At 50.0% G+C, this 18,020-nt stretch carries 21 protein-coding genes and 1 pseudogene; 7 read left to right on the top strand and 15 right to left on the bottom strand.

All coding sequences use genetic code 11. The features are described 5' to 3' along the window. Window positions 1-9: 9 nt before the first annotated feature. From JVX88_RS40760 to JVX88_RS17755, 4 genes are all read right to left on the bottom strand, one after another. Entirely contained in the window at window positions 10-1,788 is a 1,779-nt protein-coding gene (locus JVX88_RS40760; RefSeq protein WP_211619497.1) for a DUF4157 domain-containing protein, read from the bottom strand. 215 nt (window positions 1,789-2,003) lie between these two features. Further along, complete coding sequence (locus JVX88_RS40755) at window positions 2,004-2,132, bottom strand: hypothetical protein (protein WP_263975166.1); 129 nt, start codon at window positions 2,130-2,132, stop codon at window positions 2,004-2,006. Between the two features lie 478 nt (window positions 2,133-2,610). Beyond that, complete coding sequence (locus JVX88_RS17760) at window positions 2,611-2,862, bottom strand: hypothetical protein (RefSeq protein WP_211619496.1); 252 nt, start codon at window positions 2,860-2,862, stop codon at window positions 2,611-2,613. Beyond that, a complete protein-coding gene (locus JVX88_RS17755) occupies window positions 2,822-3,064 on the bottom strand; it encodes a hypothetical protein (RefSeq protein ID WP_211619495.1) in 243 nt (80 codons plus the stop codon). The genes JVX88_RS17760 and JVX88_RS17755 overlap by 41 nt, the downstream gene beginning before the upstream one ends. Window positions 3,065-3,272: 208 nt before the next feature. On the opposite strand from JVX88_RS17755, the gene JVX88_RS17750 reads away from it, so the two are divergent. Continuing rightward, entirely contained in the window at window positions 3,273-4,073 is an 801-nt protein-coding gene (locus JVX88_RS17750) for a hypothetical protein (RefSeq protein WP_211619494.1), read from the top strand. A gap of 12 nt (window positions 4,074-4,085) precedes the next feature. Here JVX88_RS17750 and JVX88_RS17745 read toward each other — a convergent pair whose 3' ends face one another. From JVX88_RS17745 to JVX88_RS17735, 3 genes are read right to left on the bottom strand one after another with little or no spacing between them, the layout of a single operon-like run. Beyond that, window positions 4,086-5,051 carry an NADPH:quinone reductase gene (locus tag JVX88_RS17745; RefSeq protein ID WP_211619493.1) on the bottom strand — a complete coding sequence of 322 codons (966 nt, stop codon included), beginning with the start codon at window positions 5,049-5,051 and terminating at the stop codon, window positions 4,086-4,088. After that, entirely contained in the window at window positions 5,048-5,674 is a 627-nt protein-coding gene (locus JVX88_RS17740) for an SIS domain-containing protein (protein WP_211619492.1), read from the bottom strand. The genes JVX88_RS17745 and JVX88_RS17740 overlap by 4 nt, the downstream gene beginning before the upstream one ends. Next, the gene (locus JVX88_RS17735; RefSeq protein WP_211619491.1) at window positions 5,671-5,892 is read right to left on the bottom strand and encodes a hypothetical protein; all 222 of its coding nucleotides are present in this window, start codon (window positions 5,890-5,892) and stop codon (window positions 5,671-5,673) included. The genes JVX88_RS17740 and JVX88_RS17735 overlap by 4 nt, the downstream gene beginning before the upstream one ends. 147 nt (window positions 5,893-6,039) lie before the next feature. Here JVX88_RS17735 and JVX88_RS17730 point away from each other — a divergent pair, with 147 nt between their 5' ends. Both JVX88_RS17730 and JVX88_RS17725 read left to right on the top strand, forming a co-directional pair. Continuing rightward, window positions 6,040-6,498, top strand: a complete 459-nt coding sequence (locus JVX88_RS17730) for a tRNA (cytidine(34)-2'-O)-methyltransferase (RefSeq protein ID WP_211619490.1) — start codon at window positions 6,040-6,042, stop codon at window positions 6,496-6,498. Between the two features lie 117 nt (window positions 6,499-6,615). Next, entirely contained in the window at window positions 6,616-7,167 is a 552-nt protein-coding gene (locus JVX88_RS17725) for a BON domain-containing protein (protein ID WP_211619489.1), read from the top strand. A gap of 93 nt (window positions 7,168-7,260) precedes the next feature. Here JVX88_RS17725 and JVX88_RS17720 read toward each other — a convergent pair whose 3' ends face one another. Beyond that, window positions 7,261-7,764: a PepSY domain-containing protein gene (locus JVX88_RS17720; protein ID WP_211619488.1), complete on the bottom strand. Its 504-nt coding sequence runs from the start codon at window positions 7,762-7,764 to the stop codon at window positions 7,261-7,263. Between the two features lie 127 nt (window positions 7,765-7,891). Here JVX88_RS17720 and JVX88_RS17715 point away from each other — a divergent pair, with 127 nt between their 5' ends. Continuing rightward, window positions 7,892-8,320: a hypothetical protein gene (locus JVX88_RS17715; protein WP_211619487.1), complete on the top strand. Its 429-nt coding sequence runs from the start codon at window positions 7,892-7,894 to the stop codon at window positions 8,318-8,320. Window positions 8,321-8,324: 4 nt separating this feature from the next. Here JVX88_RS17715 and JVX88_RS17710 read toward each other — a convergent pair whose 3' ends face one another. Beyond that, window positions 8,325-8,645: a hypothetical protein gene (locus tag JVX88_RS17710; protein ID WP_211629092.1), complete on the bottom strand. Its 321-nt coding sequence runs from the start codon at window positions 8,643-8,645 to the stop codon at window positions 8,325-8,327. On the opposite strand from JVX88_RS17710, the gene JVX88_RS44180 reads away from it, so the two are divergent. Together JVX88_RS44180 and JVX88_RS17700 are read left to right on the top strand one after the other, a co-directional pair. Then, entirely contained in the window at window positions 8,546-8,815 is a 270-nt protein-coding gene (locus tag JVX88_RS44180) for an META domain-containing protein (protein WP_211619486.1), read from the top strand. The two genes, JVX88_RS17710 and JVX88_RS44180, sit on opposite strands and share 100 nt — an antisense overlap. Before the next feature lie 226 nt (window positions 8,816-9,041). Beyond that, a complete protein-coding gene (locus tag JVX88_RS17700) occupies window positions 9,042-10,622 on the top strand; it encodes an FkbM family methyltransferase (protein ID WP_211619485.1) in 1,581 nt (526 codons plus the stop codon). A 111-nt stretch (window positions 10,623-10,733) separates the two neighbouring features. Here JVX88_RS17700 and JVX88_RS17695 read toward each other — a convergent pair whose 3' ends face one another. From JVX88_RS17695 to JVX88_RS17675, 5 genes and pseudogenes are all read right to left on the bottom strand, one after another. Continuing rightward, window positions 10,734-11,309, bottom strand: a complete 576-nt coding sequence (locus tag JVX88_RS17695; RefSeq protein ID WP_211619484.1) for a hypothetical protein — start codon at window positions 11,307-11,309, stop codon at window positions 10,734-10,736. 74 nt (window positions 11,310-11,383) lie between these two features. Beyond that, window positions 11,384-12,391: pseudogene (locus tag JVX88_RS17690) on the bottom strand (IS256 family transposase); the annotation flags it as partial. A gap of 244 nt (window positions 12,392-12,635) precedes the next feature. Next, the gene (locus JVX88_RS17685) at window positions 12,636-13,412 is read right to left on the bottom strand and encodes a hypothetical protein (RefSeq protein WP_211619482.1); all 777 of its coding nucleotides are present in this window, start codon (window positions 13,410-13,412) and stop codon (window positions 12,636-12,638) included. A gap of 654 nt (window positions 13,413-14,066) precedes the next feature. Beyond that, the gene (locus tag JVX88_RS17680) at window positions 14,067-14,279 is read right to left on the bottom strand and encodes a hypothetical protein (RefSeq protein WP_317134385.1); all 213 of its coding nucleotides are present in this window, start codon (window positions 14,277-14,279) and stop codon (window positions 14,067-14,069) included. A gap of 39 nt (window positions 14,280-14,318) precedes the next feature. Continuing rightward, window positions 14,319-15,575: an MFS transporter gene (locus JVX88_RS17675; RefSeq protein WP_211619481.1), complete on the bottom strand. Its 1,257-nt coding sequence runs from the start codon at window positions 15,573-15,575 to the stop codon at window positions 14,319-14,321. A 307-nt stretch (window positions 15,576-15,882) separates the two neighbouring features. On the opposite strand from JVX88_RS17675, the gene JVX88_RS17670 reads away from it, so the two are divergent. Then, a complete protein-coding gene (locus JVX88_RS17670) occupies window positions 15,883-17,088 on the top strand; it encodes a transglutaminase (RefSeq protein ID WP_211619480.1) in 1,206 nt (401 codons plus the stop codon). Window positions 17,089-17,312: 224 nt separating this feature from the next. Here the strand turns inward: JVX88_RS17670 and JVX88_RS17665 are convergent, their stop codons facing one another. Next, on the bottom strand, window positions 17,313-17,888 hold the full coding sequence (locus tag JVX88_RS17665; RefSeq protein ID WP_211619479.1) for a Uma2 family endonuclease: 576 nt from the start codon (window positions 17,886-17,888) through the stop codon (window positions 17,313-17,315). Window positions 17,889-18,020 lie beyond the last annotated feature (132 nt).

Here is an 18,020-nt window from a genome sequence, read left to right as displayed (position 1 = left end):
CGCAATGGTTCATCTCAATGGATGAGGTAGGTGGAAGCCCGTCCGGACTACATCGCCTCCTGCCAGTGGACTGGTGTGATGCACCCGCGATATGCGATGGTTGGTTGCATAAATTCTACCGCTGCGGCTCATGGCAAAGATGGCATATTTAGCACCTGATGCCACACTGTGCATATTATTAGTTGAAAAAAGGGCCGGTGGAGTACCCTGGGTGATTCCACCATTTCCAGGTTTGAGTTCTAGAGCTGCTCGTTCAGGATTACTTCTATTGTAACGAACAATGTAGCTCCCCATTTGGTTTCTGTCTATATCTAAATCCCGTAATTTCTGTTGCAATCCTGCATTAGTAAGCCGTCCTTGAATAATATCGTCTTCCCAGACATCAACTAGTCCGGCTGCGATGGTCTTTCCACCGGGTGCTGGTTTTTCTTCCTTTTTGTATTTCTGATCGCCTTCATAGACCGATCGAACCTGGCCCCTATTGTCTATGAACATTCTGTCTTCTAGTTTCAAAAACTCTTGATACTTGAACGTTTCGCCATATCCCAAACGCCCTAGATGTCTATTGGCCTCCTCAACCATCGCCGGAGTTGCCGGGATCGCGTGATCAGCACGTTTGATTCCCTCACGAGTAGGAAGGGCACCATATTTCCCCTCGCCTCGGTTTTCCCAATGTCCCCGACGAACGACTCGATACCAGATATCGGCTTTACGCAGGTCTTTTGCTTCTTTATAATTTCTAGCTGCTTTTAGCGCATCATCCGGTTGCCGGTCCTGTTTGTACGCCGCCTTGTAGAATTTTGCAGCCAAACTATATTGTTTTAGCTGAACTGCACACTCCGCCGCAAGACGAGCAAACTTTACATTCCCAGTATTTGCATAATGTTCATTAGCAGTATCCAATGCTTGCTCATACCTATCTTTTATCGGCTTTTTATCATCTTTCATCAGTTTCTGAATGTACAAGACCGGATCAAACTGAATTGATGCTGCTACATCGCCAATTACCCGTTGAATCGAATTTTTCTGTGCCCCATTTGTTGAAGCGAAGGGTGTTTCTGCGCCTTGGCGCTGCGTTATCTGAGTGTTTTGCTGCATCACATGAGTTAACTCATGGGCAATCAATTCCTGTCCCTGATGGCTGCCCGGATCGTAAGCGCCCTGCCGAAAGAAGACATCCTGCCCGGTAGTAAACGCCCGTGCCTGCAACCTCGTATTCAGTTGATGCGAGCCGCTATCTGTATGCACTCTCACCTGGCTAAAATCAGCTCCCATCGCCGCCTCAAACTTGTCCTGCAACGAGCGCGGCAACGAGCGCCCCCTGCCTCGCGCTTGCTGAATCGAGGCTTCTACATTGGGAGCAACGGTGGTACCACTGATATCTGACTGGCGCTGTACCGAGTGATTTTTTGCCTGGGCCTGCGGTGATTGGCCTCCCTCAGCAGATGAGCCAACAGGTGCATGAACTTGGCGCATGACTTGCTTGGCAACCTGGTCCGCCTCCTGCTCATACCGATCATCTGCTTGGCCGACGGTCAGCTTGGCCTGAACCAGACTGCCCGACGAGGATAGCTCCGCCCCCAACGCCTGAGCCAGTCCGCGAAACAGCGGCTTTGGCAAGTTTGGCAAGTCAGACGATTGCTGGGGTTGCAGCGATTGGTTGACAGGCTGGTGGCCCAGCTCAGCTTGAAACTGGAGATGCGTAGCCGATTTAACGGGAGCAATAGCGCGTTGGGGCTGGCGAGCGACGCTGGATCGTTGCTTGGGAGTCAGTTGCTGTCGTCTCATCCGATGTCCTCCACAATGCGCACACTAATTCGCGCCCGATGATTCTACTAGCCTACAGCAAACTTCACCGCAAGTCTCGCTTTTTCTTTGGTTTGAGGCTGCTTTTACAAACTAGGAAGACATTGCTGAATCGGAGCCTGAAGAGCTGAAGTTTCGTGCAAAATCAAGGCTAGAACCAAAACTCAACTACTTCATGATTCAGCAACGCCTTCTGCTTAGCGATTCATCACCCGTTCGTGAGCCTCCCTAAACCGCTTGTTAAGCGCATCAGCCGATGGAGTCAGGCTGGGTATCAGCATGGATACAGTAATCATCGCAAGAGTAATCAAAATCAACCGTTTCATAAACACCTCCAAAAGGCATTAGAACGCCCAAATTGAAAGCATCAGAGCTTCTGTGGTCCTGACAATCTCGATTCAATCTCTATATTCGCGCCTGTCCAGTTGTAGAAGAAACTGCGATGGTTCCCCATGTACTCTCTACATTGGAGAGACTATCTCGCAGAACTTTGAGATATTTTTTGAGATATTTATCGACTAACTGTTCAAGAAACTATCAAGCAATCGTTTTACGAACTTTAATGGAAGATATGGCCATACTTCCCTCCTTTGTGAGGTGAACGGAGAATGAAGCTCACAATCGCCATCAATCCATATTTTGCATCCATAATCTTAGATCAGATTTGAGCAGATCAGTGGTAAATTGTTATTTTTGTTACAAATAGTTATCTCTGTTACTGCGTAACGAAGTGGCCTGCTATGGCAGTCAGTTAGTGCCAGCGATAGAGGAATGATCGCACCATTCCCCTACTTGTTCTAGCTTCTATTCACCGCGCCTACGGTATAGCATTAACACGCTCATCACTTCGTCTGAATTGGGAACCGGCAACAGCCGACTCCAGGAACCTGCTTCCGCTAAATCGCGTTGATGCATTTTGTGAATCATTTCGCGAATGCCTTCAGCCGAACCAATCAGAATCAGCTTTAGACGTTCCCGTTCCCCAGATACATAGTTCGGTGGAGACTCAGGATAATTAGGCTCGAACGCAAAATCCGACAGAAACGCATCTGCCATAAATAACACTCCTCGTGTTTCCCGTAATGCGTCCTTCGGTTTCGTTCAATTCAACGAACGCGCGGCTGTTCTCTAACTTTTCGCCGTAAAGCTCGAACGTTTCCCAACGGGTATCAGATCCATTTCCCCCAATAGCCGAAAAGGCGGTCGCGAAGATCGCAGCAAAAGCCAATATTCCCTTATACATCAATGTTTCCCCCATTTCGCAAAATGGCTATCGGATCAGAGATCCGTGCCGTCAATGAATGAACGATGGTGCAGCGAAGAACTTGCAGCTTTTTTTCTCGAGGGCTTGCGGCAGAATGTATAATCTAAACAAGAGTGGCCTGCATCATCCGTGCAACGAGCGTCCTGACAATAAGCATCTGTAGATCGTGCCGGTTTTGGTTCCGGCAAAACGTGGAGGAAAGATGAGTTCAAGTTCCAGATCGGCGGCATTTTTTCTTTCGGTCGTATTGATGTTGTCGTCCGTCGTCAGTGTTTTTGCTGACACTGTTCGTCTGAAAGACGGAAGCATCATAAAAGGCCGGATAACCGATTTTAGCGGAGGGAAGTTCACGATCGAGATCGGCGAGGGAGAGCGAAAGCGTACGCTGACCTTTGATGCGGCGGACGTAGATTCGATAACGTTCGATTCATTCGAGAGAGCATCTTCTACAACCAACAGGCCCGGCCCGGGTTCGGCCTCAATCCCCCCGCGTTATGAGACCGTTGTTACGAATTCTACTTCCAATACAAGACCGTCTCCGACCAGACCGACTGAAACAGCCCCCGCAAATTCAAACACACAGACGACCTCGGATAGCACCACTCCGCCGGCGGCGAACACCGCGATCAAGCCGATCGAATTGAGCATAAAAGTTCTAGCCGACAATACCGCAAACGGTTGGACTAATTCGGGCTGGGTCGTCAAAAAGGGCCAGCGGATCCGGATCTCAGGAACCGGCGAGGTCTCGTTAGGTAAGGGCATCAAGTCAACTCCGGCTGGACTTTGGGATGTTGAAGACCCGAATAAGTTGTTAAAGGCCGTGCCGACCGGGGCATTGCTTGCCGTTATCGGCGACGACAATAATGATTTTCTTTTTATCGGCGATGAGCGTGAGTTTGTTGCCGCTCGCGATGGTGCATTGTTCCTTGGGATAAACGAAGGGAACCTTAATGACAATTCCGGTGCATTCAATGTGAAGATCGAGATCTTTCCCGGAATATAGTAATTTGGCTGTTTACGGGACGATCACTAATTTCCCTGTAGCTTTTGTTTCGATAATGTCTCGGTGCGACTGAGCCGCTTCTTCAAGAGAATACTCCTTCGCTACGATAGGACGCACGGTCTCATTTTTTAGGCCGTACCCTATCGCCTTGTGGATCTCGTCCATCGCATCCGGCGGGGCATTGAACAAAGACATTCCCAGAATTGTCGCCTCCTTGGTCATTGTAAGCCGAGGCGTGAACTCTATGCTGCCGCGGCTGCCCACGACAACGATACGGCCGAACGGGGATAGGCATTCGAAATCTCGTTCGAGGTTAACGTTTGCAAGCATCTCAATTATCACATCGACGCCACTGCCACCGGTCGCTTCCCAGATATCGGTGAAATGATCTATGTCTGTGTGGTCAAATGCCGCGTCGGCACCATTTCGCAGTATCAGATCGCGGCCTTCTTCGGAACTGGCTGTGCCGATCACGCGAAGTCCCGCCGAGCTGGCCCATTGCACAGCGGCCAGCCCTACACCTCCCGATGCCCCGTGAATCAGCACGGTCTCACCCGCTTTGCATTCCGCCTTTTGAAAAAGAGCCCGATAGCTTGTTGCATAAGGCGTCCAGATCCCGGCTCCCTCGGCGAATGAGATGTTGTCGGGCAATCTGTCAAGCTGCGTTTCATCGCAGATAGAGTTCTCGGCATAAGTTCCGGAAATGGAGCCCGCGGTATAGACACGGTCGCCGATGGCGAATCTTGTTACGTTAGGACCGACCGAAATTATTGTACCGGCTCCGTCCTTTCCGGGTGTGTAAGGCAGCTTCGGCGCATGTGCGTGAATTCCGGAACGTAGATAAGTATCGACAGGGTTCACCCCGGCGGCGTGGATCTTAACAAGCACCTGCGTTCCGACAGGCTCCGGCAGATTCGTTTCTTCCACAGCCATTACTTCGGGCGGGCCGTATTCTCTGACAATTATTGCCTTCATCATTCGACCGTAACTGATTTAGCCAGATTGCGCGGCTGATCAACATCGCAGCCACGGCGAACCGCGATATGATATGCCAAAAGCTGCAGCGGCACTACAGACAAGACCGGGCCGAGAAGGTCGGAGGTCTCGGGTATCTCAATTACGTGGTCTGCTACCTTTGAACTCATGGCATCGCCTTCGGTCAGGACCGCGATAACGATGCCGTCTCGAGCCTTTACTTCGACGATATTTGAATGGGTCTTCTCGTAACGAAGTTCGCTGCCATGGTTTCCGGTCTCACGCGTGTTGACGACAACGACCGGAAGTTTCTCGTCGATCAGGGCATTAGGCCCATGCTTCATTTCCCCCGCCGGATATCCCTCGGCGTGAATATAGCTTATTTCTTTCAATTTCAACGCGCCCTCAAGAGCGACGGGAAAGTTGATGCCGCGGCCTAAGTAAAGGAAGTCCTGAACGCGGAAGAGATCTTTTGAAAGTTCCTCGATCGTATCGGCATCGTTCAAAAGTTGCTCGATCTTGAGCGGTAATTCGGCCAAGTCTTGGGCCAAACCTTTTGCCTGCTCCTCATCGATCGTTCCGCGGAGTTCGCCCAAATAGAGCGAGAACAAATAGAGCGCGATCATCTGAGCGGTGAATGCCTTTGTCGAAGCAACGCCGATGCGACCTGTTCGCCGGTCAGGTCACCAGAGGCGATCCTCGCCTGGCTGACCTGTTCCTGCTTAGGTTCTTCACGATTTGGCGTAGGTGTTTGGGCCAAAGCCGGTATCGCAGAAAATAGAAAAATGGTAAGGGCCGCGGAGATTCGGGATCCCGTAACGAACGGCGTATTAGATATAATCATCTGAAATTGAACAAACAAAAGCGGATTTTAGCATAATCACCCGTTTTCGGCATCGAACGGCAAGCGTTTACGATCTAATCGATGATTTCAAAGTAAAAATAGATGCAATTGAATTGAAATACCGAGAAACCCCTTTTCAGCAATAATATGCCTCACGTTGCACTTTACGAACCCGAGATCCCACCAAACACAGGAAATATCGCACGCCTTTGTGCAGCAACATCAACGCCACTTCATATCGTCGGCGTTACCGGATTCCGAATGGACGACCGGACGCTCCGCCGTGCCGGACTGGATTATTGGGAACACGTAGAGCTCTATCGACACACGGATATCTACGAATTGTATTCGTCGCTTAAGAGGTCTCGGTTTGTTTTTTTGACCACCCGCACAAAAAGGCAATATACCGAATGGCAGTTCACAGAAAGTGATTGTTTAGTTTTCGGCCCGGAAACCCGCGGGCTTCCATCTGACATTTTGGACTCATTTCCGGAAAACTGCCTGACAATACCGATGCCAAGCGGAAATGTTCGCAGCCTGAATCTTGCGACTTCAGTCGGTATTGTTCTTTATGAAGCTTTGCGACAGCTATCAGCCAGCAATTAGGGGTATCTAACCTGTTCCCGAAAGTCATTTTTCAGGCATCCTTTTGGGGGCTGTTTTCGTCCTAAGACAGAGTCCAAGATCGGACGAATTTTTGAGAAGGAGGGAGAGACTTGGGTCATGAAAAGATTTAGTTCATTCTTGATATTCTCGGTGGCACTTGTAGCACTATCATTTCTAAATGTAAACGCTCAAGGCCTTTCCATTGACGATAAGACAACGGCGATTGGCCAGGAGGTTCACAAGAGGATTCTTCGGCTGCCGTATTATGAAGTGTTCGATCACATCGGATTCAAGGTGGACGGCGACACGGTTACGCTTACCGGAAAGGTTTTCAATGGAGTTAACCGTTCTGATGCGAAAGCAGCAGTCGAGCGGATCCCGGGTGTAAATAAGGTGATCAACAACATTGAGATCCTTCCGCCCTCGCGCTTCGATGATCAGATCCGGCGTAATCTATACACTCGGCTTCACAATACGAGCGGGCTTTCCGGATATCTCTGGACAGTCAACCCATCAGTAAGACTGATCGTTGATCGCGGCAATATTACGCTCGAGGGCTATGTAAGAAATCGCGGAGACTATGACACGATGTATATAATAGCCCGCGGCATTCCGAACAGCTTCAGCGTTACCAATAACCTGAAGATCGAGAACGATGTTGCCCGTTAATTCTGGTCTTTGCTAAAAGTAAACACTGCGACACTATAGCAGATCGAGATAGTCTGCCGGTTCCATCGGGGCCGGCAGATCTATTTTGCGGAATTATCCGTCGGAACGTTTAGAAAACAGCTTGTTACCCCAATAAATAAAATTCAGGTAAATGCCCGTTGCAGCGGACAGAACCGCAAGAGCCGAAAACAGCAGCAACAGCGGTACCTGCCATTTTCCGGCGAAGAAATAGAAATGGGCCTCACGGAAAAATCGCGTCCGCAGTGTTGGTGGTTTTGAATGTTCGGCAACGCCGGTCTCTGCATCGATGAAGATCGACTCCGCGCCGAGTCCGCCGATGGCCTGATATTTTGGGCTGCCGTCTTTCATTAGCAGCGTGAGCGCAGTGGTGGGAAGCTGCCGTCCGGCCAGCTCATTTGCACGTGCCATCGCTTCAGCAGGTGTGATCTTCACGCGTTCAGGAGCAATATTTTCGATGACACCGCCCTCGACGGTGTTTGGCAGAGCGTAGAGAAAACCGCTGGCCGCCCAGGCAAGCAATGGGATCGACACGATAAGACCAAGAAAAAGGTGTGTTCTATATATCAAATTATGCATAGTGGTCCAACAAGGATCTGAAACAGACTAGCACGGAACTAATCCACGGTTCCCCTGCATGGGAAGACCTTTTTTGATTAGAATCCGCGGCCATCTGTGCTAATCTGTTGTTCTAGACCAATTAAGTATGAGCAGTCCAACAGTTACAGAGATATTCAAGCGTGCGCTTGAGCTTCGTGAAAAGAACCCCTCCGGTTCTTACAAAGATCTTGCATCACAGCTAAAGAACGAATTTATCGGAAAACCGTTTCCCGAAACCGCGTTTCTAACCATACCAGAATACGATAATATCGTCCCCGAAGAGGACTGGACGGCAGGCTTGCCGGTAACGCTTCGCGGCATCCAGAACGAAGATTGGGACGATGTGATTCACGGCATCATCATTAGCCTAGAACAAGTGGAAAACTATCCGAAACAATCTGGCCGCGAAGACGATCCCTCCAAGGATTGGCGCGATCGTGGAGCCCGCATCAGCGAGGCAGAGCAAAAAGTCCTAGAAAAATGGATGCCCGAGGACCTAATGGCAATCAATAAGCGGAACTACGCCGGCAATTGATCGTTCACAGATCTACAACCATTCCATCAAAAGCAAGCAGCACCTCACATGGCGGCTGAAATGCTGCAATTTCCTTAGTCGCATCTATTTCGTCCCATTCTGAATAAAGATGCGTCAGCATCACCCGTCTCGGCTCTGCTTTCCTGACCAGAAACATAACTTCCGGCAGATTTACGTGTATATCGACCGGCTTGTTATGAACGAACGAGCATTCGGTTATAAAAAGTGCGGATCGACTGCAACCGGGGACGCGGCACTTGGACATCGTCGGGGCCGAATCAGCTTCAGTTTGGCCCAATTGCGACGACTCGCGTCCTCTGTCCACCGGATTCTCTCTACAATCGCATTGTGCAGGATTTGCCAGCAGTGCGGTCTTACACACTCCAAGAGAATCATCTGTTTCTGTCGCTGATGGCAGATGGTGGTATTTACGAATTCGAGCCGATCGAGGCGCAACCAGCGCCAAGCGCACCAGCTCGATCCCCTAGCCTTTGAAGTGCTCGCCTTTGGGCGGTTCAACCCTAACATCCAGATTTGCCTCTCGCCTTTGACCTCTCAATCGAGCGGCTCATTGCAGATGGTACTCAGTTCGGCGTTATGCAGGACTACCAGAGCGTGATATTGCTTGGGAGAGATGGGCTTGGTTCTAGTTGATAAACCTGTCTCCTTGGGCACGTTAATAGGGCATGATTAATAGCTGGCACTGATAGCCGTAGTTCCTATGACAAGCGCCCCCTCCCCTCCCACCGCTCTGTACTGGCAGTACCTGAGTGGATTTTACCCCAACCTACCGCCAGAGGTTCTAGCCTCATTCCCCACCTGCTGGGAACAAACCGTTTGGGATGATCCACAAACTCCACTCGACTGCAACAATCTAGCTGTGATTGCCCTGATTGAAGCTGAGCAGGCTGAAGGGGACCTGAGGGCGATGGGGTTGGAAATGGCGCTGGTCGCGTTGATGCAGGGCGTTGAGATGGAACCTGGTCATCCGCTGTGTGTAGCGCATTTGGCTCTAGTGCGCAGTTTGATTGGTGAATCAGAAGCCGCATTTCAAACCGCCTTTCCGGCCCTGATCGATCTGCTGCAATTTGCCTACACGGGTGAGGTATTTCCGCTGGGGCTGATCTACTGGCCACAAAGCGATTATCATCTGCTGGCCGACCCAACAACAATTGAGTCCATCTTCGCCGCGGCAACAGGTACCGATCAGGCCATGCGGCTTTTTGCAGCCGTGCTTTGCCATTGTCAGCTCGTGTTCTATGGGGTGAGCGGTAAGCGGTTTTTGCAGCTCGCGGCCCAACTTATGCCCAACTCAGCCCGATTCAACCTGACGCTGGGATTAGCCCACCTGATGCAGCAGCAGTGGGAAGGACTGCTCTACCTACACCAAGCTCGCACCATTGCCCCTGAATTTGCTCCTGCGGTTCAGGCGCTCTATTTGGCCTACCGCCCCCTGCAACCCGAAGTGGCCGACTTTTGGCTGCAACATGCACGGGAATTAGCCGAGGCACAACCTCAGTCGCTCGACTGGCGCTGGACCAGTCTCGATGCAAACAGTGCCTTCACTTACCTGCCGTTTGAGCGCACGCTGTTAATGGCCGTAGAGCCAAATTTGCGCAGTATTGTCACCAGCGTTTTGTTGGCCGAAGCAGACTGGTTTGAGGCAGAAATGGAGTTTTTGCGCGAGCAGCTCCAGCCAGGGATGGTTGTGATCGATGTCGGGGCAAATGTTGGCGTATACACATTCAGTGCTGCCCAGAAAGTGGGTTCCAATGGGCGCGTGTTGGCTGTAGAGCCGTTTTCTGGCTGCATTCGCTGTTTGCAGGAAACGCAGCGGCTAAACCAACTGGATTGGGTGACTGTTTGTGCCGGAGCCGCCAGCGATCATCACGGTACCTCCTATTTGTCTCTGCAAGCGGCCAGCGAACTGAATGAAGTTATTAGCGAAATTGATCCTACCCTGGGCGAAGCATTTGAAGCCATCACCTGCTTTCCTCTCGATAGCCTGATCGACTCCGAAGGAATTAATCGCTTGGATTGGCTAAAAATTGATGCGGAAGGCCATGAGATGCAGGTGTTAGCCGGCAGTGATCGCCTCTTAGCCGAATTCGCTCCCGGTATTATTTACGAAAATATCGCTGGAGACAAGGGCAGCAACACCGAGGTTGCCGCTTATCTTCAGATCAAAGGTTATCGTCTATTTCGCTATCAACCCTATTTAAAGAATTTGATACCAGTTGAATCTCTAGAGCAATTACAAGGCAATCTCAATATCATTGCACTACCCAATCAATCCGGCTAATATCATGTCGGATGGAACAACCATCCTATCGTAAGGGCGAAGCATTTGCGTCAGAAGCTCTGTAGCTATGCCTTGGATTCATTTCGCAAATGCTTCGCCCTTACTATCGGATTATTGCAAATAGCGCTGCCACATCTGCTCATAGGCGACTTCCAGGTCACGCGTAAACTGTTTGGCGTTCCAGAGGGGTGCTGTTTGGCGAGATTGCCGCAACTTCCAGGCGATGTTCTGCCGCAGGGCTGCATCCGTACCCAAGCGAATTCCCCATTCAACATACTCCGCATCTGTCCAGGCGATTCCTTCAGTGATACCCGCGTTCATCATCATGCCGTAGCTGTTGCGAGCTGCAAACTGCTGACCCACTTTGGTGACAATCGGAATGCCCATCCAGAGGGTTTCGAGCGTGGTGGTGGCCCCGTTATAGGGAAAGGTATCTAGCACCACATCAGCAATGCCCAAATTAGCACGGTGGATTTCTTCGATGGGCACATGGGGCAAAAACCGCAGTCGATTGGCCGCAACCCCTGCTTCCTCAGCCATTTGCTCAAAGATAGCTTGTGTATTTTGCAGATTACCCAAGCCTTTAATTAGAAAATAGCTGTTCGGAACCTGGCTCAGGATCTGCATTTGCAAGCGAATGGTTTCGGGATGGCGTTTGACAATGAACTGGGAGCTAAAATAAACCACAGCATCAGCAGGAATATCCAGATCTTGGCGTCGCAATGTTGGCACTTCAACTTCAAAGCCATCCACTGCAATATAGGAAAATTGAACATGGGAATCACGTTTGCCCAGTGAATCTTCCAGCTTTTGCTGATGGTGGGGTAGCGTTCATCCCATTTCTCAGCAAACAACTCCAGGTTGAACTCTGCCTCTTCTTCAGTGGCAGCCGTGTAAATGGCTTTGAGGTCAGCACAGACTTCCTTGCGGTGTTTGTAGGACACGTAGGAGACACTGTTTCTGACCATGTGAACCATACACAACTGCACGAGAGTATCGGGATAGGTGGCAGCAATCGCTTCTGGAAAGCCCGTCAAGCCATCCACGCAGGCAATGAAGATGTCTTGCACACCGCGATTCTTCAGCTCTGTGAGCACACTCATCCAAAACTTGGCTCCCTCGTTCTGAGTCATCCACATCCCCAGCAATTCCTTTTCACCACTGGGCGAATGCATTCGCCCTATGTTGAGGTTGACCGCCAGTACCAAGTGAATCGCTTTGTTAATCACCCGTCCGTTTTCTCTGACTTTGACGACAATCGCATCCATCCACACCAGAGGATACACCGCACTCAACGGACGGCACTGCCAGGCTTTAACCTCATCTAAGACCGCATCAGTGACTTGGCTAATTAGGGTGGCTGAGACTTCCACCCCATACATATCCTTGAGTTGCTCCTGGATGTCACCTGTGGTCATGCCCCGACCGTAGAGTGAGAGAATCTTGCCGTCAAAGCCATCAAAACGGGTTTGTCCCTTTTTGACCATGACTGGCTCAAATTCTCCGTTGCGGTCACGGGGAATCTCCAAAGTCGCTTCGCCAAACTCACCCTTGATCGTTTTCTTAGAATGTCCGTTGCGACGATTGCGCTTAGCTTTGCCCTCGCTTTGGTACTGGGGTTGGTCGAGATGGACGCTCATTTCTGTTTCCAAGCAGCGCTCTACCAGGGCTTTGGTCAATTGCTTGAGCAGTCCGCCTTCACCGACTAGATCTTCGGGTTTGGCGTAGTCTTTGAGCAATTCATCGAGCAGTTCGGGTCGAATGGTCATGGTTGTCTCCTGGGGATAAAAGTACAGTAATCGACTTCCCTTTAGAATTTAACCTCTGACACAAAATATTTTACAGACTCCTTTGCACTTCTCCTACTCATTCGATAAAGCTGCCTCTGACGCTATTCACTCTATCTCACTCCACCTCGACTACGAGCAAAACATGAGGCTAATCAGCAGAAAAAAATTTACAGACTCGAATTCTGGGCTGATAAACTCGACGATTCAACACAGATACGATAGTTTATCTTTTTTGTTTATCACTCTCATTAGTTGTTTTGTTACTCACTGTTTTTGAGGTAGACCAAACTGTGCCGTTACCTGCTTCAAGTCTGACAATATAGGTCACTGCCCATACCTCTTTTGGGATTTCTCGTTGAGCAAAAAACGGAGCTGTTTCACCGCTTGCGATCAAAATCATGGGATCTGAAATTGTGGGATCTGCTGAAACTGAATTGCTACCATTTTGGAACCAGGGTGACATTGTGATTTCATCTTTTGGTGAACTCGTTCTACCTACATCTGAACTCATTCCGCCTACATGAGGCACAACCGTTAGTTTGACCATTGGATTCCATAAACTAAAGCTGCCAATGTTCTTTACCGTTAAGCAGATTACATGTAGTTGGAATGGAGACTCTTCAGGTGGACCGTGGACAGAAACATCGAGTAACAGCTCTAGCCGAATAGCGAGTGTTTGCCCATAGAAGAATCGATAATAAGAGAAGGTAGAACCGATCAGCAATAACACAATTGTTACAATACTATTCAGCGCTGCTAGGGCATCCTTTCGCTCTGCCAACCACCGAATAGAAATTTTCTGCTCTTTCTGAACATTTGCAACTACTAGTAAAGCAATAAGAGCTATTAGAATAAATTGAATGGTATGCTCGTGCCGTCTGTAGAGTTTCTTACGTTTCTTCAGAAAATCGCAGATAATTTTAGAAGAATGGGCTACTTTATCTTTAGCACGAAGCAAAGTCTTTCTAATTGAACTAAAAACCTTGTTACTGATGTTCATTAACCTGAGTTTAGCTCAGAGTAGCTTAAGTTAGAAAACGTATTATTAAGAAAGCAACTAACACTGCAAATAAAAAGACGTAAACGCTACCACCTATAAAAAGGGTTGTCAAGAGAGCAACCGATACTGCAAGTAAGAAGGTTATACAACCCCTACTGGGACCTATAATAGCTTTTGCGGGAGGAGGTGAGTTGGAAGTCCTCCTTGCGTCAGGTCTATTCGAATCCTTTCGTCCCATCTATAAAGTTCTACTTTAAGGTGCTTCTCCAGATTATAAGAGGACACCTGAGAAGCCGCAAAGTTGGCTGCCTGACAGGTTTCCGAGGAACAGGAGTGCATTAGGTGTAACGAACAAGGGAGCGGGCACGGAAAATCAAACTTGATCAAAAAACGAGCTATTGGCAAGTCTGGACACTAGGGGAAGAAAAGTTGCCTGACTCAAGCCAATCCAAACTCCATTAGTAGCACTCCATTAGCAGCAAAATCCCAGCAAAATCCCAGCAAAATCCCAAATTCGCTCGACACCAATTGCCTTGCTGCTAGAAGTACTGTCTAGGTCAAAGGCAAGCTGCCAGTTTGCAACCAGTCAGCCAAAAGATCGCTACAGACTGCTCCGCCGCATTGCCCTATGTTAAGAAGCATAGCCGGTTGGCTTCAGGTGCTCTCGGCGAGCGTCACCGTGTAGGCATCGCGGATGCCGGGAACCTTAGTAATTTCCGTCAGGATGCCGTCTGGTAGGGGATCGTCGATACTCAGCACCATCACCGCATCGCCGCGTACAATCTTACGGCCCACCTGCATACTGGCGATATTGACATTGGAGTTTCCAACGGAGCAAGGAGAAATTCCACCTGTGTTTCGCGGCATCGCCAGTTGGCAGAATGAGTCGGTAGAGTGAGTTGGCCTTCAAGCACTAGTCTCTGGCCTCTGCACCTGCTGAGTCAGAATTTGCAAAATTAACAGGACACCAGCAACGCTAGACAGGGCGGCAATCCAAAAGCCATCGGCTACGGCTCGTGGCTCACCCATTGCCCATCCTCCGATCGTTGGACCAACAAAATAACCTGCTGCCCAACAGAGCGAATTGATCGACAGATACACTCCTCGTAGCGATTCAGGTGCCAGATGAATGATCAGCGAAGAAGCAGATGGCGTGTAAGCCACGGTCGCAATTGCCATCACGGCTAATGCCAGCCCAGCCCAGAGCGGATGCCCATTGGTCACTCGGCCCGTGTTCCAAATCAGGGCAAAGCCCAGTGCCCAACTCAAAGCCGAGAGCATCAGAGCATGGGGATAGCTGAACCGCTGGAGGGATCGGATGACTGGTAGTTGGCAAAGCACACATAGCCCGATGTACCAAGCAAACAGGAGGCTTAGCATGGCGGGGTTGAAGGTTTGGGCTGGAGTGGCCGAAACGAATTGAGTTAGGTAAAGCGGCAGAGCGGTGTTGATTAGGGCTAGATAGGTCGTGAACAGAATGTTAGCTGGAATGAAAATTAATAGCGGTCGATCCCGCAATGCTATAGCCCACCCCTTGAGCGCTGGAAGCGTCACCTGATGCGGGTTCAGGGTTTCTGGAATGGCTTTGTAGATAACGGCCAGGAAGATCGTGAACGAGATGCCGTCGATTACAAACATGGCTCGGTAAGCCCCGGTCGCTGCAATCAGCCAACCGCCAAACACCACACCCAAACCAAGGCCCAAACTGTCTGCCAGTCGGTTCAGGGCAAAGGCTTCACTGCGATTTTGCAGATTGGTTAGATCGGCAACGACCGCTTCGGTAGCCGGCCAATATAACCCTACCCCCAGCCCCATAAGTAAATTACCAAGTAGAAAGGTGGGAAAGTCGTGGCTGAATGTTAGAACCACATCCGCTAGTGCCGAAATGGCTGCCGAGATTAGCAGAATCTTGCGGCGACCCCAGCGAGGCGAATCGGCCAAGGTACCGCCTACGACCCGCCCCACTACACCGGAAATGGATTCGCTGCCAATGCCAAATCCAACCGCAGACGGCGAAAGTCCCACCTGATTCACGAAGAAAACAGCCGCATAAAACATAACAAACCCAGTACCGACCTGCGACAGCAACCGCCCGAAGATGAGGATCCATAGCCGTTGATCAATCTGGGGCAACCAGGCACTGAATTTTTGGGTTAGATTCATGGCAGAAAAATCACAAAAGTATTTTCAGGGAACTTTAAAATTCAAAACTAAAAATCCATAACTCCGCTTCCTGAGTATCCGCAGGACTATAGGTTGCAGGACTATAGGTTGAGAGGAGGCGATTTGAGCAACCATTCCCGTCTTTGTCAGCCATCTTTTCATCCATAGACAAATAGACAATTGGACTATCCATCATGCCCCCAACCAGTATGGTGTTGATAACCTGTTAGAAAACTGTTCCCCTGGTACATGTAAGTCCTAGACAGTTTTGTTTATGATTGGGGGACGAATCCCAACGTGATTGATTATGCTGCTAGAATCCGCCCCTTCTGTCCAACCAGCATCTCCTGATACGGGTGTAGACTACCGTCGCCGCACGGTTCGCCCCTTTGCGGTTTATATCCTCTCAGGGCTGGCTTCTGATGGAGAACATCTGCTAGCGCTCGATACAGTCCGCGGCTATTTGATGCGGGTCAACTGCCGCAACGATGATACAACCATTTTGAATTCCCTTCAGGTCGAAGAGTTTTTGGATGGTTCGGGCTTAGCCGTATGGCAGCAGCAGGTCTGGTTTGCCCGCGACAACGACGTGTATTGGTGCAACCTAGGTGACTTTACGCCTCATCATTTTGTTTCCTTGCCCTACCCAGTGAATGGAGTGGCAGTCTGGCAGTCGGCGGTTTATGTGTCTTGTCAAAAATTGGGCTACATTTTGGTGTTTGACCGCAACAGCGGCCGGGAAATTACCCGTTTCTCAGCGCCCGGTGTCGGGATTGAGCGGTTGACGATTCGCAACGAAGAGCTATGGATTTGCGATGATATCGAACGCTCGGTTTACTGCATGGACCGGGCCACGGGTGAGCTGCACTTCAGCGTGCTGACGCCCTATGCCAACCCCTCCGACCTCACCTTTCATCCCAATCCCCAAGGCGGTGAAGATATTCTTTATGTCGCCTATGCCGAGGAAGAATACTACATTCGCGACAACCCAAACGACGAGGAAAACCCAAAAGAGCTAACCACACGCGACCGCACTTTTATTCATCCGCTGCATGTTCACTACGATGCTGCCAAGCGCTATGCCCTCTCTAATGGCTATCTGGTGGAAATGTCCTACGTGGAAGAAATTTCGCCCCTGGAAGAGGTGCCGCTGACCGATCTAGAATGGCGGATTGCTCTGCCTGCTACTACCGATCGGCAAACGGTGTTGCGGGTAGAACCCGTTGGCATCCCCTTTACCGAAGAAGAACAGCAGGGGCAGCGGGTAGCTGTGTTTCGGTTTAATCGGCTGGAGGCGTGTGAAGGCCAGGTGTTTGGCTGGAAAGCGCTCTTGGAGGTGCGGGGGATTAAGTACCAGTTGACGCCACGGGATGTGGAAAACCTACCGCCCCTTTCATCTGAATTTCAGCAGCGCTATCTAGTCGATGACGACGATCTGGCTATGGATACTCCGGCGATCCGACGGGCGGCGCAGGAGGCAATTGGAACGGAGACTAACCTGCACCCTTGCTGAGCTAGATGATAGGTGGCTCCCAAACCAGCCCATCCTGCTCCAATCACAACAATACGCGGACGCTGTGAATCTTGAGACATGCTTCTTCTTTCCAACCGAAACTGCGCTTCACCGTCCAGGGCAATTTTGCACTCAGCACTGGCTATTAAATATCCAACCCTACGATGGCTCGATCGCTGGACCGATCCCACTGTTCCTATGCCACCGATTCGTCAAATTTTTGCTCAAAAAATCCGGCTGAGATCTAATACAAATCCAGGCAAGAGATCCTCGCCAGATAAACTAACTGGGGCATTAAGCACTTCGACGGGTTGCCCTGGGCGATAAATTTCTACCTGTCGATCTTGAGGGTTGATCAGCCAACCCAGCAATACGCCATTATCAATGTACTCTTGCATTTTGGCACGGAGCACTTCCAACTCATCTGATTCAGAACGCAGTTCAATCACGAAGTCTGGAGCAATGGGGGGAAAGCGACGCTTCTGTTCTGAAGTCAAAGCATCCCATCTTGCTTGCTTGACCCAGGCAGCGTCCGGAGAACGATCAGCACCATTGGGCAGTTTGAAGCTAGAAGAAGAACTGAAGACAACTCCCAAACTGTTTTGACGATTCCATAGGCCCAAATCAATAATTAGGTCAGCTTCGCGCTTACCTCCTTCTCCGCCGACCGGTGACATGACGACTAATTCTTCGTTTGATGTCCGCTCAAACTTACCATCGGGGTTGTTCCGGCAGAGTTGATAGAAGGCTTCATCTGTCAGTTCAAAGGGTGGAAATAGCTTTACAGTGACAGCGACCATAGTCAATTACAAAATGTAAGTGATCAGAGAAGGCAGCACACTACTAGGCTAGGACCAAGAGAGTCCAGGTAGACTGACGCGGAACAGCCGACTATGATTAGCGAGGATTCTATTCATCTCACTAGTCATTTT

This window comes from Leptolyngbya sp. 7M, assembly GCF_018128485.1.
The sequence above is the reverse complement of the archived record's forward strand: the minus strand, read 5'-3'. Positions and strand labels throughout refer to the sequence as shown.

Excerpts from the sequence above, each read along its gene's own strand:
- JVX88_RS17665 (WP_211619479.1), bottom strand. The coding sequence starts at position 17,888 with ATGGTCGCTGTCACTGTAAAGCTATTTCCACCCTTTGAACTGACAGAT.
- JVX88_RS17750 (WP_211619494.1), top strand. The coding sequence starts at position 3,273 with ATGAGTTCAAGTTCCAGATCGGCGGCATTTTTTCTTTCGGTCGTATTG.
- JVX88_RS17670 (WP_211619480.1), top strand. The coding sequence starts at position 15,883 with ATGCTGCTAGAATCCGCCCCTTCTGTCCAACCAGCATCTCCTGATACG.
- JVX88_RS17735 (WP_211619491.1), bottom strand. The coding sequence starts at position 5,892 with ATGATTATATCTAATACGCCGTTCGTTACGGGATCCCGAATCTCCGCG.
- JVX88_RS40755 (WP_263975166.1), bottom strand. The coding sequence starts at position 2,132 with ATGAAACGGTTGATTTTGATTACTCTTGCGATGATTACTGTATCCATG.
- JVX88_RS17760 (WP_211619496.1), bottom strand. The coding sequence starts at position 2,862 with ATGGCAGATGCGTTTCTGTCGGATTTTGCGTTCGAGCCTAATTATCCT.
- JVX88_RS17740 (WP_211619492.1), bottom strand. The coding sequence starts at position 5,674 with ATGATCGCGCTCTATTTGTTCTCGCTCTATTTGGGCGAACTCCGCGGA.
- JVX88_RS17745 (WP_211619493.1), bottom strand. The coding sequence starts at position 5,051 with ATGATGAAGGCAATAATTGTCAGAGAATACGGCCCGCCCGAAGTAATG.
- JVX88_RS17675 (WP_211619481.1), bottom strand. The coding sequence starts at position 15,575 with ATGAATCTAACCCAAAAATTCAGTGCCTGGTTGCCCCAGATTGATCAA.
- JVX88_RS17700 (WP_211619485.1), top strand. The coding sequence starts at position 9,042 with ATGACAAGCGCCCCCTCCCCTCCCACCGCTCTGTACTGGCAGTACCTG.
- JVX88_RS17725 (WP_211619489.1), top strand. The coding sequence starts at position 6,616 with ATGAAAAGATTTAGTTCATTCTTGATATTCTCGGTGGCACTTGTAGCA.
- JVX88_RS17720 (WP_211619488.1), bottom strand. The coding sequence starts at position 7,764 with ATGCATAATTTGATATATAGAACACACCTTTTTCTTGGTCTTATCGTG.
- JVX88_RS17715 (WP_211619487.1), top strand. The coding sequence starts at position 7,892 with ATGAGCAGTCCAACAGTTACAGAGATATTCAAGCGTGCGCTTGAGCTT.
- JVX88_RS17680 (WP_317134385.1), bottom strand. The coding sequence starts at position 14,279 with ATGCCGCGAAACACAGGTGGAATTTCTCCTTGCTCCGTTGGAAACTCC.
- JVX88_RS17730 (WP_211619490.1), top strand. The coding sequence starts at position 6,040 with ATGCCTCACGTTGCACTTTACGAACCCGAGATCCCACCAAACACAGGA.
- JVX88_RS17755 (WP_211619495.1), bottom strand. The coding sequence starts at position 3,064 with ATGGGGGAAACATTGATGTATAAGGGAATATTGGCTTTTGCTGCGATC.
- JVX88_RS17685 (WP_211619482.1), bottom strand. The coding sequence starts at position 13,412 with ATGAACATCAGTAACAAGGTTTTTAGTTCAATTAGAAAGACTTTGCTT.
- JVX88_RS40760 (WP_211619497.1), bottom strand. The coding sequence starts at position 1,788 with ATGAGACGACAGCAACTGACTCCCAAGCAACGATCCAGCGTCGCTCGC.